Genomic DNA, 12,390 nt, shown 5'->3' with positions numbered 1-12,390 from the left:
AGGGAAACCGGCCCCGCTCAGCCGTCCTGGGCGGGGATCTCCGACAGCCGCACCGGGCGTCGCTCGCGCCGGGAGCGCTCGCACGCCTCAGCGATCCGCAGCGCGTGCAGCGCCTCCCGGCCGTCGCACGGGTTCTCCAGCTCGCCGGAGACGACCTTCAGGAAGGCGTCCAGCTCGGCCTCGTACGCCGGGGCGAACCGCTCCAGGAAGCCCGGCCACGGGCTGCCTGGGGCCGGCGGGCCCTTCGGCTCCGTCGAGGTGATCGGCGTACGGTCGTCGAGACCGACCGCCACCTGGTCCAGCTCGCCCGCCAGTTCCATCCGTACGTCGTAGCCCGCTCCGTTGCAGCGGGTGGCCGTGGCCGTGGCGAGCGTCCCGTCGTCCAGGGTGAGGACCGCGGCGGCGGTGTCCACGTCGCCGGCCTCGCGGAACATCGCGGGCCCCGCGTCCGAACCCGTCGCGTACACCTCGACGACCTCGCGTCCGGTCACCCACCGCATGATGTCGAAGTCATGCACCAGACAGTCGCGGTACAGGCCGCCGGAGAGCGGCAGATACGCGGCGGGCGGCGGCGCCGGGTCCGAGGTGATCGCCCGTACGGTGTGCAGCCGGCCGAGCCGGCCCGACCGTACGAGCTCGCGCGCCGCGCCGTACCCCGCGTCGAAGCGGCGCATGAAGCCCAGTTGGAGCACCGTGCCCGCCGACTCCACCTCGCCCAGCGCGCCCAGCGTCCCCGGCAGGTCCAGGGCGATCGGCTTCTCGCAGAAGGCGGGGAGCCCGGCCCGTGCGGCACGGCTGATCAGATCGGCGTGGGACGCGGTGGCCGAGGCGATCACCACGGCGTCCAGGCCCTGGGAGAAGATCTCGTCGACGGAGGCGGCGGCGGTCGATCCCGTACGGTCGGCGATCTTCGCCGCGCGGTCCGAGTCGGTGTCCGCGACCACCAGTGAGCCGACGTCGGGGTGGCGGCTGAGCACGTCCGCGTGAAAGGTGCCGATACGGCCGGTGCCGATAAGTCCGATGCGCATGGCCCCAAGGTGGCCACAGGGCACTCGTCATGTCAAGAGTTTGTCCTGACAATCGAACGTACCGACTTCCCGTCAACATGCCGTGCGGTTACGCTCGCCCCGTGCCCCAGCAGCCGAGATCAGCCCACCCCGGACCGGAGACGCCCGGACCGGAGACGGATCACGCCATGCCGCTCCAGCTCAGCGTCGACCGCACCAGCCCGGTCCCGCTCTACTTCCAGCTCGCACAGCAACTGGAGGCGGCCATCGAGCGGGGCGGACTGGCGCCGGGCAGCCTGCTCGGCAACGAGATCGAGCTGGCGGGCAGGCTCGGGCTGTCCCGTCCCACCGTCCGGCAGGCCATCCAGTCCCTGGTCGACAAGGGGCTGCTGGTGCGCCGCCGGGGCGTCGGCACGCAGGTCGTGCACAGCCAGGTCAAGCGCCCGCTGGAGCTGAGCAGCCTCTACGACGATCTGGAGGCGGCCGGCCAGCGCCCGGCCACCCGCGTACTGCGCAACACCGTCGAACCGGCCACGGCCGAGGTCGCCGCCGCGCTCGGGGTGGCGGAGGGCGCGGAGGTGCGGCTCGTCGAACGGCTGCGGTACGCGCACGACGAGCCGATGGCGTATCTGCGCAACCATCTGCCGATCGGGCTGTTCGACTGCGACACCCCGCGTCTGGAGACGACCGGTCTCTACCGGATGATGCGCTCCGCCGGGATCACCCTGCACAGCGCCCGGCAGACGGTCGGCGCGCGGGCCGCCACCGCCCAGGAGGCCGAACGGCTCACCGAACCCACCGGGGCCCCGCTGCTCACGATGGAGCGGACCACGTTCGACGACACCGGACGGGCCGTGGAGTTCGGCTCGCACATCTACCGTGCCTCGCGCTACTCCTTCGAGTTCCAGCTGCTGGTGCGTCCGTAGCGGCCACGGCGCCGCCGTCTCTTCGTCAGCATGTACGGACAAAGTATTGACGCGTCCGTACGGGCCCGGCTAGAACTCCCTCCAGCCGCAACGGGGCGGCCGGGAGAGAAGGCGGATCCATGGCGCGAACCCCTCGCAGCACGCGAACCACCGGAGACGGAGGGCGGGAAGCGGGCCCGGCCCGCCCAGGAGTCCACCCGTCCCGGTACCCGCCGGCCGGCCACCGAACAGGCATGACCGATACTTGGGCGGCGCCGGGAGCGAACGGGTCCCGGCCGCACAGCGGAGTACGGCAAGAAGGGCGCGGCGTCGTGGCAAGGGTTCGGACAGGGGTACGCGCGACGAGCGCCGTGCTGGCGGCGGTACTCGCGGCCTCGGTTCTCGCGGGGTGCAGCAGCACCGGCGGCAAGCGCGCGGAGGAGCGGGCCCAGCAGGCGGCGGCCCAGGGGCGGGCCGCGGTGGACACCCCCGAGTGGACCGTGGCGATGGTCACCCACTCGGGCAGCGGCGACACCTTCTGGGACATCGTCCAGAGCGGCGCCAAGCAGGCGGCCGTCAAGGACAACATCAAGTTCCTCTACGCCAACAGCGACGAGGGCCAGCAGCAGGCCCAGCTCGTGCAGTCCTACATCGACAAGAAGGTCGACGGACTGATCGTCACGCTCGCCAAGCCCGACGCCATGAAGGCCGTCGTGGAGAAGGCGGTCAAGGCCGGTATCCCGGTGATCACCGTCAACTCCGGAGCGGCGGAATCCGCGTCCTTCGGCGCGCTCAGCCACATCGGCCAGGACGAGACCATCGCGGGCGAGGCCGTCGGCGACGAACTGGACAAACGCGGGAGGAAGAAGGCCCTCTGCGTCATCCACGAGCAGGGCAACGTCGGCCACGAGCAGCGCTGCGCGGGAGCGAAGAAGACCTTCGACGGGCAGCTCCAGAACCTCTATGTCGACGGCACGAACATGCCGGACGTCGAGGCGTCCATCGAGGCCAAGCTCCAGACCGACCGGAGCATCGACGCCGTCGTCACCCTCGGCGCCCCCTTCGCGGACACCGCCGTCAAGGCCAAGGAGTCCGCGGGCAGCAAGGCCGAGATCGACACCTTCGACCTCAACGCCAAGGTCGCCTCCTCGCTCACCTCCGGCGCGCTCGGCTTCGCCGTCGACCAGCAGCCCTACCTCCAGGGGTACGAGGCCGTGGACCTGCTCTGGCTCTACCGGTACAACGCCGATGTCCTCGGCGGCGGACGTCCCGTGCTGACCGGGCCGCAGATCATCACGCGGAAGGACGCCGGCGCGCTCGCCGCGTACACGAAGCGGGGCACCCGATGACCGCGACCGCCCCGCCGGTCGAGGACCGCCCCGGCCGGCCCGCGGGCGACGACGAGCGGCTGCTGCACGCCTCCCCGCTGCGCAAGCTGCTCGGCCGGCCCGAGCTGGGCTCGGTCGTCGGCGCGCTCGCCGTCTTCCTCTTCTTCTCGTTCGTGGCGGACTCGTTCCTCCAGCTGTCCAGCTTCGGCACCGTCCTCTACGCGGCCTCCACGCTCGGGATCATGGCCGTTCCGGTGGCGCTGCTGATGATCGGCGGCGAGTTCGACCTCTCCGCCGGGGTGATGGTGACCAGCTCCGCGCTGGTCTCCTCGATGTTCAGCTTCCAGATGACCGCGAACGTCTGGGTGGGTGTCCTGGTGTCGCTGCTGGTCACGCTGGCCTTCGGGGTCTTCAACGGGGTCATGCTGACGCGTACGAAACTGCCGAGCTTCATCATCACGCTGGGCACGTTCCTGATGCTCACCGGGCTCAATCTCGGGCTGACGAAGCTGATCAGCGACACGGTCTCGACCAAGAGCATCGGCGACATGGAGGGCTTCCCCTCCGCCAGGAAGCTCTTCGCCTCCCAGCTCACCCTCGGCGGCGTCGAGCTGAAGGTCACCATCCTGTGGTGGGCCGGGCTGGTCGCGCTCGCCACCTGGATCCTGCTGCGTACCCGCTTCGGCAACTGGATCTTCGCGGTGGGCGGCAACGCCGACGCCGCCCGCGCGGTCGGTGTCCCGGTTCTGCGGACGAAGATCGGGCTGTACATGGGCGTGGCCTTCTGCGCCTGGATCTCGGGCCAGCATCTGCTGTTCTCGTTCGACGTCGTCCAGTCCGGCGAGGGTGTCGGCAACGAGCTGATCTACATCATCGCGGCCGTCATCGGCGGCTGTCTGATCACCGGCGGCTACGGCTCCGCGATCGGCTCGGCGGTCGGCGCGTTCATCTTCGGCATGACCAGCAAGGGCATCGTCTACGCGGAGTGGAACCCGGACTGGTTCAAGTTCTTCCTCGGAGCGATGCTCCTTCTGGCCACCCTGCTGAACGCGTGGGTGCGCAAGCGTGCGGAGGCGACACGATGACGGGCGACACGACGGCGGGCAGTGCTGCGGCGGGCAGTGCAACGGCGGGCGGTGCTTCAGCGGGCAGTACGAGCGGCGCGCTGGTCGAACTCGACGACGTCAGCAAGTACTACGGCAATATCCGCGCCCTCGAAGGCGTCTCGCTGGAGGTCCACGCGGGGGAGATCAGCTGTGTGCTGGGCGACAACGGCGCGGGCAAGTCCACGCTGATCAAGATCATCGCCGGGCTGCACCGGCATGACGCGGGCGACTTCCTGATCGAGGGCGAGAAGACCACCCTCGCCTCCCCGCGCGAGGCCCTGGACCGCGGGATCGCCACGGTCTACCAGGACCTCGCCGTCGTACCGCTGATGCCGGTCTGGCGGAACTTCTTCCTCGGCTCCGAGCCGACCAGGGGCAGCGGCCCCTTCAAACGGCTCGATGTCGCCCGCATGCGCGAGACCACCCGGGCCGAACTGCTGCGGATGGGCATCGACCTGCGCGATGTCGACCAGCCGATCGGCACGCTGTCCGGCGGTGAGCGCCAGTGTGTGGCCATCGCCCGTGCCGTCTATTTCGGCGCGAAGGTCCTCGTCCTGGACGAGCCGACCGCGGCGCTCGGGGTGAAGCAGTCCGGGGTGGTGCTCAAGTACGTGGCCGCGGCACGTGACGCGGGACTCGGAGTGGTACTCATCACCCACAACCCGCACCACGCGTATCTGGTCGGTGACCGTTTCGTCCTGCTCAAGCGGGGCGTCATGTCGGGCAGCCATACCAAGGACTCCATCACCCTGGATGAGCTGACGCGGCAGATGGCGGGCGGTTCCGAGCTGGAGGAGCTGAGCCACGAACTGGAGCGCGCCCCGGCGCCCGCCCATCTCGGCGGGCACTCCGGGGGACGCACCGGTGACGGTCCGGGCGACAGGGACTGACCTGGGACGCGGCGGTCACCGTACGGCCCCCGCCGGGCCGCACAGCGACCACACCCGCCCCGGATGGCAGAATCTGGCACGGCGGACACCGTCCGCCGCCGCCGCCCGTCCGGGCCAGGCGGCCCCCGACCCCGCAGGGACGACACGACTCGTGCGCGTACGCAGCCGCCCACTCACCCGGCACGGCGAGCCGGAGCCGCTCGCGCCGACGGACGAGACCAGGCCGGGCCGATGAGCACCTACCGCGACTTCGCACACCGCGGCACCGCCCGCGCCACCGTCCTGAGGACCGTCGGCACCCGTGAGCGCCGCTCCCTCCTCACCGCGCCCCGCGTCCCGACCGTCGGAATCGACATCGGCGGTACGAAGGTGATGGCCGGCGTCGTCGATCCCGACGGCAACATCCTGGAGAAGCTCAGGACCGAGACGCCGGACAAGTCCAAGAGCCCCCGGGTCGTCGAGGACACCATCGTCGAGCTGGTCCTCGACCTCTCCGACCGCCACGATGTGCACGCCGTGGGCATCGGCGCGGCCGGCTGGGTCGACGCCGACCGCTCCAAGGTGCTCTTCGCGCCGCATCTCGCCTGGCGCGACGAACCCCTCAGGGACGCGATCTCCTCACGGCTCGCCGTGCCGGTGATGGTCGACAACGACGCCAACACCGCGGCCTGGGCGGAGTGGCGCTTCGGCGCCGGACGCGGCGAGGACCATCTCGTCATGATCACGCTCGGTACCGGTATCGGCGGAGCCATCCTGGAGGACGGCCGGGTCAAGCGCGGCAAGTTCGGCGTCGCCGGCGAATTCGGCCATATGCAGGTCGTGCCCGGCGGCCACCGCTGCCCGTGCGGCAACCGGGGCTGCTGGGAGCAGTACAGCTCCGGCAACGCCCTCGTACGCGAGGCCAGGGAGCTGGCCGCCGCCGACTCCCCGGTCGCGTACAACATCATCGACCGCGTCAAGGGCAACGTCCAGGACATCACGGGACCGCTGATCACCGAACTCGCCCGCGAGGGCGACGCCATGTGCGTCGAGCTGTTCCAGGACATCGGCCAGTGGCTCGGCGTCGGCATCGCCAATCTGGCCGCCGCGCTCGACCCGTCCTGCTTCGTGATCGGCGGCGGGGTCAGCGCCGCCGACGATCTGCTGATCGGCCCCGCCCGCGACGCCTTCCGCCGCCATCTCACCGGCCGCGGCTACCGCCCCGAGGCACGGATCGCCAAGGCGCAGCTCGGCCCCGAGGCGGGCATGGTCGGCGCCGCCGACCTCGCCCGGCTGGTGGCCCGGCGCTTCCGCCGCGCCAACCGCCGCCGGGTGGAGCGCCATGAGCGGTACGAGAGATACGCCCAGGCCATCCGCACCGCCCGCCCGACGCAGGAACCCCGTACGCCCCAGGAGCCGCCCTCATGACCGTGGAGCTCCCCGTGCCCGTGCGCGACGAGGGCGGCAGCAAGCCGCCCGAGGACCGCGGGCACCGCAATCGCCGCCGCTGGCTGACGGCCATCGTCATCGTGCTGCTCATCGGCATCCCGGCCGGCTACCTGGTCATCTCGGCCGGGCAGAGCCGCGAGAGCGGCCGGAACAAGGAGGCCGAGTCCTCGGCCACCGGTCTCCAGCCGACGCGCCCCTCCAAGATGAAGCGGCGCATCTTCGAGGTGCCGATACCGCTGGGCGCCACCCGGGTGCGCTACTTCGAGACGAGCAACTGGAAGACCAGCCGGCTGTACGTCCAGTTCGACGTCACCTCGGGACGGCTCGACACGTTCCTGACCGAGATGGGCACCAGCCGCTCCGCGCTCCAGGACGACGCGATCACGATCACGCCGCGCGACCGCCAGACCGTCGGCTGGAACTTCGACATCCCCGGCCACGACTGGGCGGGCACCAGCCACCAGCAGAAGGGCCCGCGCCCCAGCCAGGACGTGGTGGTGGACCTGACGGAACCCGGCTTCCCCCGGGTGTACGTCGTCTCCACCACGACCCCGTGACGCCCGTGACGCCGGTGACGAACGCGATCGACGCGTACGCCGACGACGGTTTCCCCGCCTCGGCGAATTCGGTTGCGGGACGATGATTCACGTGCCTACGGTCGCCCACATGGCGGATGACGAACCGACGCGCGCCGCGCGTCTGCTGGATGCCCAGGCGAAGGCCGTCCGGCTCTTCGCGGAGATCGAGGAGCGCGGGCTTGTCGCACCGGGGGAGGGCGAACGCGCGCTCAGCGACCGGATCCGGGACCTGGCGAACGAGATGTTCGGCACGACCCGGCACTGGCACAAGCGGATCGTGCGCTCCGGGCCGAACACGCTCATGCCGTACCGGGAGAATCCGCCGGACCGGCTGATCGGCGCGGACGACATCGTGTTCGCCGACTTCGGGCCGATCTTCGAGGAGTACGAGGCCGACTTCGGGCGGACGTTCGTCCTCGGCGACGACCCGGTCAGGCTCCGGCTGCGGGACGATCTCCCGAGGGTCTTCGCGGCCGGCCGGCGGTTCTTCGAGAGCGAGCCCGAGATCACCGGCAAGGCGCTGTACGCCGAGGTCGAGCGGCTCGCCACCGACGCCGGATGGGAACTGGGCGGCTGGCACGCCGGGCATCTGGTCGGCGAGTTCCCGCACGAGACGATCGACGGCGCGGACGTCGAGTCGTACATCGCGCCCGGCAACGACACCCCGCTGCGGCGCACCGACAAGGCCGGGCGCCGCTGCCACTGGATCCTGGAGATCCATCTCGTCGACCGGGGAAACGGATTCGGCGGCTTCTACGAGGAACTGCTCGACCTCGGCTGATCCGGCACGCCCGCTTCGCGAAGGGCGAGCCACACCCGGTCGCGGGTGAGGGGGAGTCGGGTGAAGCGCACGCCCGTCGCGTCGCGCAGGGCGTTCGCGAAGGCGGGGGCGACCGGGTTGAAGGGGCTCTCGCTCATCGACTTGGCGCCCAGCGGGCCGATCGCGTCCGCCGTCTCCATGAAGTGGACTTCGGTGCGCGGGATGTCGGCGTACTGGGGGAGCCGGTAGCGGCGGAACGCCGCTGTCTCCACCTCGCCGCGCGCGTCGACGCGTACGTCCTCGAAGAGGGTCGCGCCGAGTGCCTGGGCGACGCCGCCCTCGACCTGGCCGCGGCACTGCATGGGGTTCATGACCTTGCCCGCGTCGGCCGCGTGGACGCTGCGCAGGACGCGGATCTCGCCGGTGCCGGGGTCGACGGCGAGCCGGAACCAGTGGGCGTTGAAGGCGACCGAGCGGGGCGTGCCGTCGAAGTGCCCGTCGGCGCTGAACGAGACCCCGACCGTCCGGGCCGCCTCGTACAGCTCCTTGAGAGGGAGCCGGCCACCGGGGTGCAGCACCGCTTCCTCCACAAGGCGGCAGTCGGCGCGCGCCACGCGCAGGTGGGCGGCGGCGAAGTCGAGGAGCAGGTCGGCGAGGGCGCGGGAGGCGCGCAGTGTGGCCTTGCCCGCGACCATGACGCCGGTGGAGGCGAAGGCACCGGTGTCGTGTGTGACGACGTCGGTGTCGGACTGGCGGACGGTGATCCGGTCGACGGTGGTGGCGAGTTCACCGGCCGCTATCTGGCGGTGCACGGTCGTCGTGCCGTTGCCGAACTCCGCGGTGCCGACGGCCAGGCCGAAGCTGCCGTCGGGCAGGAGGGCGGCCTTCGCGTCGGCGATATGGCCGCCCGGCGGACCGGTGGCGATCATTCCGAGAGCGGTTCCCTCGCCCACCAGCCAGCCGTCCGGGACGGGTGCGCACCCCGGGGCCGTCTGTTCCCCGTGTTCCTCGTGTTCCCTCTGTTCCGCCTGTTCCGCCCGAGCGCGGCGGACGACGCCCAGGCACTGGTCGAGGCCGTAGCTGGCGATGTGGAGGTCTTCTTCCTCGCCACCGGGAGTGATCATCGGCTCCCCGGGCCCGATGATGTTCTTCGCCTTGAACTCCAGCGGGTCCAGGCCGAGCCGGCGGGCGAGTTCGTCGAGTGCCGACTCGACGGCGAACATGACCTGGCCGAGTCCGTAGCCGCGGAAGGCGCCGGCCGGGACGGTGTGCGTGTAGACGGAGAAGGCGTCGACCTTCTTGTGCGGGGCGCGGTAGACCGCCATCGACTCGCCGACGCTGTGGAACAGGACCGCGGGCCCGTGGTTGCCGTACGCGCCCGTGTCGGAGACCACGCGCAGTCGCAGGGCGGTGAGGGTGCCGTCGTGGCGGGCGCCGGCCTTGACCCGGATGGTGAACGGGTGCCGTGTGGTCGCCCCGTAGAACTGCTCGGCGCGCGTGTACTCCAGCTTGACGGGGCGGCGCAGACGCAGCACCGCGAGGGCGACGATGTCCTCGACGAGCATCTCCTGCTTGCCGCCGAAGCCGCCGCCGATCCGCCCGGCCACCACACGGACCTTGTCCCGCGGGAGGTCGTAGAGGGCGCAGAGCGCGCGGCGGGTCAGGAAGGGGGACTGGGTGGTGGAGCGGACGGTGAGCCGGCCGTTCTCGTCGAGCCAGGCCACCGCGCCGTGCGTCTCCAGGCTGGCGTGCTGGACGCGCTGGGTGCGGTAGGTGCCCTCGTACACCTCGTCGGCCTCGGCGAACCCCGCTTCGACGTCGCCGGTCTCGCCGTGCGTCTCCCCGACGACGTTGTCGCGCGGGCGCGAGATCCGGGCCGTCGCCGCGTCCTTGTCGTGCACGACCGGCGCGCCCGGCCGCATCGCCTCCTCCGGATCGAGAACGGCCGGCAGGACGTCGTACGACACCTCGATCCGCCGGCAGCCCTCCTCGGCGGCGGCCTCGCTGTCCGCGACGACGGCCGCGACGCGCTGGCCGATATGGCGGACGGTGTCGTCGAGGACGCGGGTGTCGTCCGGGTCCTCCGTGGGGTGTTCGTGACGGGCGGTCGAGAAGTGCCGCCGGGGCGCGTCGTGGTGGGTGAGTACGGCGTGGACGCCGGGGACGCGCAGGGCGGCGGAGGTGTCGACGGCGGTGATGCGGGCGTGCGCGTGCGGGGAGCGCAGCAGCTTCATGTGCAGCAGGCCCGGGACGTCGATGTCCACGGTGTAGCGGGCGGTGCCGGTGACGACCTGCGGCCCGGCCGGGGCGGGGAGGTTGCGGCCGACGGACTCACCGGCGCCGGGCGTCTCGACATGGCGGACCCCGCGTATCGCGTCCTCGATGGCCCGGTAGCCGGTACAGCGGCACAGATTGCCCTTGAACGCCCTGGGCAGATCGGCGAGTTGGTCCGCGTCGAGCGCCGCGGTCGTCATCAGGAACCCGGCCGTGCAGAACCCGCACTGAAAGCCCTGCGCGTCCAGGAACCTCTGTTGTACGGGGTGGAGTTCGCCGTCCGGCGAGGCGAGGCCCTCGACCGTGGTGACGGCTCGGCCGTCGGCGCGGAAGGCCGGGTAGAGGCAGCTGTGCACGGGTTCGCCGTCCACGTGGACGGTACAGGCGCCGCAGTCCCCGGCGTCGCACCCCTTCTTCACACCGAAACAGCCGCGCTCGCGCAGATAGGTGCGCAGACACTGACCCGGGCGGGGCTCCTCCTCGAAGGACCTGCCATTGACGTCGACCCTCATCGCGCCGTCCCTCCCAGCTCCTGCCGTATCTGCTCCGCGTACCGGAACGTCATGTGCCGCCGCCACTCGGGCAGTCCGTGGATGTCGTCGAACCACTCGTCGTCGGCGACGGCCGCCTCGATCGCCGACCGCAATCCGCCGGCGCCCGGCGGCAGCGGGAACCACAGCCGCACCGGCCGGACCGTCGAGGCGGTGACCGTCACGGCGAGGGAGTGGTCGACCGGATCCAGCGCGCCGATCACCAGCACCCCCGAGCGGCCCAGCCCGTACAGGGACGCCTGCCGGAACGCCGTACGGCAGGCGAGCGCGCGGGCGGGCACGGTGATGGACCGCAGCAACTCGCCCTCGTCCAGGACCGTGCGGCCCGCGCCGGTCACGAAGTCCGCGACGCGCACCCGGCGTCGTACGCCGTCCTGGGCCAGCAGCAGGCACTCCCCGTCCAGTGCGGCCGTGAGCGAGATCATCGGGCCCGCCGGGAGGGCGTTGCACAGGTTCCCGCCGACCGTGGCCATGTTCCAGATCTTGAACGAGGCGAGGAACGCCCGGCAGCACTGCTCGAACAGGGGCGCCGCCCCGGCCGCGAGACCTTTCGCGAAGCGGGAGAGCTGGGCGATGGTGCAGATGGCGGCGAGCTCCACCGAGCCGTCGTCGAGGAGCCGCGCGGGGGTCCAGCCGGTCCGGCTCAGATCCACCAGTCGGCGCAGGTGTGGCTGAGGCTCGGAGAACAGGTACGTGCCGCCGCCGAGCCAGGCGTCGCCGGGCCGCCAGGGCGCGGGATGCCGGGCGTCCCGTATCTCCACCACCGTGTTCAGGTCCATGCCGGCCAGTGAAGCAACGGGAACGGGTCCGGGACGACTGATTCACCACACGGAAACGCAGGCGTATCCGCGTCCCCGGCTTTCCCGGCACCGTCCCCCTCGGTGAGGTGAGGCCTGGCGCGCCTCGTCGCCGCGTGCGAGCCGTCCGTAGCCGACCGACTCGACCTCTGGGCGCGCCCTGCCCTGCCGCACGGCGCCGGGCGGGCCGCCCGTTCCGAGCGGCCGACGCGCACGTTCGGCGATGTCACGCGCGCGGCGGCCGTCCGGACAGGGAATGCCGGTCAGTCGCCGGTGTTGGTCGCCCAGACGGGCCGGTTGGCGTTGTTGTAGACGACGACGTTGCCGTCGTCCTGGACGGCGAGGTAGCGCCCCTTCTGCCAGGTTCCGGCGGCCCAGAGGGCCCGGCCGGCCCGGTTGTAGACGACGAGGTTGCCGTCTTCCTGCATGACGAGGCGGTCGGCGTTGGGGTAGACGTTCGGGGCCTGCCAGGCGGCCCGGTTGTCCTTGTAGAGGACGACGTTGCCGTCGCTCTGGACGCGCAGGATGGCGCGACCGTTGCCGGAGGTCCATGCCTGGTTCTTGCCGAGGGTGGCGGGCGGGTAGAAACGGGAATCGACCCGCTGCGCCTCTCGGGGCTGCGTGTTCCGGACGGTACGGTCACTGCCCGCGGCGTCGGCGGCGGGAACGGCGGCCAGAATGGGCAGGGCCGCGAGGGCCAGCGCGGGAAGGCCGCGCCGCACGAGTTTCTTGATCACACCCCCGGATTTAGGCAGTCCGCGTAAGC

At 71.4% G+C, this 12,390-nt stretch carries 11 protein-coding genes; 7 read left to right on the top strand and 4 right to left on the bottom strand.

Features of this window, described 5'->3' with window-relative positions; genetic code table 11:
• Positions 1–17: 17 nt before the first annotated feature.
• Complete coding sequence (locus CU044_RS10185; RefSeq protein WP_129768163.1) at positions 18–1,028, bottom strand: Gfo/Idh/MocA family oxidoreductase; 1,011 nt, start codon at positions 1,026–1,028, stop codon at positions 18–20.
• A 167-nt stretch (positions 1,029–1,195) separates the two neighbouring features.
• Between CU044_RS10185 and CU044_RS10180 the strand changes: the two genes are divergently transcribed.
• The 7 genes from CU044_RS10180 to CU044_RS10150 all read left to right on the top strand — a co-directional run bounded on the left by CU044_RS10180 (position 1,196) and on the right by CU044_RS10150 (position 8,023).
• Entirely contained in the window at positions 1,196–1,933 is a 738-nt protein-coding gene (locus tag CU044_RS10180) for a GntR family transcriptional regulator (protein ID WP_129768232.1), read from the top strand.
• Positions 1,934–2,244: 311 nt separating this feature from the next.
• A complete protein-coding gene (locus tag CU044_RS10175) occupies positions 2,245–3,261 on the top strand; it encodes a sugar ABC transporter substrate-binding protein (protein WP_240045468.1) in 1,017 nt (338 codons plus the stop codon).
• The gene (locus tag CU044_RS10170) at positions 3,258–4,325 is read left to right on the top strand and encodes an ABC transporter permease (RefSeq protein ID WP_129768161.1); all 1,068 of its coding nucleotides are present in this window, start codon (positions 3,258–3,260) and stop codon (positions 4,323–4,325) included. Before CU044_RS10175 ends, CU044_RS10170 begins: the two co-directional genes overlap by 4 nt.
• Positions 4,322–5,236 carry an ATP-binding cassette domain-containing protein gene (locus CU044_RS10165; RefSeq protein ID WP_240045467.1) on the top strand — a complete coding sequence of 305 codons (915 nt, stop codon included), beginning with the start codon at positions 4,322–4,324 and terminating at the stop codon, positions 5,234–5,236. The genes CU044_RS10170 and CU044_RS10165 overlap by 4 nt, the downstream gene beginning before the upstream one ends.
• Positions 5,237–5,467: 231 nt before the next feature.
• Complete coding sequence (locus tag CU044_RS10160; RefSeq protein ID WP_129768160.1) at positions 5,468–6,643, top strand: ROK family glucokinase; 1,176 nt, start codon at positions 5,468–5,470, stop codon at positions 6,641–6,643.
• Positions 6,640–7,221 carry a hypothetical protein gene (locus CU044_RS10155; RefSeq protein WP_240045466.1) on the top strand — a complete coding sequence of 194 codons (582 nt, stop codon included), beginning with the start codon at positions 6,640–6,642 and terminating at the stop codon, positions 7,219–7,221. Before CU044_RS10160 ends, CU044_RS10155 begins: the two co-directional genes overlap by 4 nt.
• A 109-nt stretch (positions 7,222–7,330) precedes the next feature.
• Positions 7,331–8,023: a M24 family metallopeptidase gene (locus tag CU044_RS10150; protein WP_129768159.1), complete on the top strand. Its 693-nt coding sequence runs from the start codon at positions 7,331–7,333 to the stop codon at positions 8,021–8,023.
• On the opposite strand, the gene CU044_RS10145 is transcribed toward CU044_RS10150, so the two are convergent.
• The 3 genes from CU044_RS10145 to CU044_RS10135 form a co-directional block, all read right to left on the bottom strand.
• Positions 7,996–10,788 (bottom strand): molybdopterin cofactor-binding domain-containing protein, encoded by a 2,793-nt coding sequence (locus CU044_RS10145; RefSeq protein WP_129768158.1) that lies wholly within the window; start codon positions 10,786–10,788, stop codon positions 7,996–7,998. The genes CU044_RS10150 and CU044_RS10145 overlap by 28 nt on opposite strands.
• Complete coding sequence (locus tag CU044_RS10140) at positions 10,785–11,606, bottom strand: FAD binding domain-containing protein (protein WP_129768157.1); 822 nt, start codon at positions 11,604–11,606, stop codon at positions 10,785–10,787. The genes CU044_RS10145 and CU044_RS10140 overlap by 4 nt, the downstream gene beginning before the upstream one ends.
• A 281-nt stretch (positions 11,607–11,887) precedes the next feature.
• Positions 11,888–12,361 carry a hypothetical protein gene (locus CU044_RS10135; protein WP_240045465.1) on the bottom strand — a complete coding sequence of 158 codons (474 nt, stop codon included), beginning with the start codon at positions 12,359–12,361 and terminating at the stop codon, positions 11,888–11,890.
• Positions 12,362–12,390: the final 29 nt, after the last annotated feature.

This window comes from Streptomyces sp. L-9-10, from assembly GCF_004151105.1.
Classification (GTDB): Bacteria; Actinomycetota; Actinomycetes; order Streptomycetales; family Streptomycetaceae; genus Streptomyces.
Note: the sequence above shows the minus strand (reverse complement) of the source record. Positions and strands in the feature narration are given on the sequence as shown.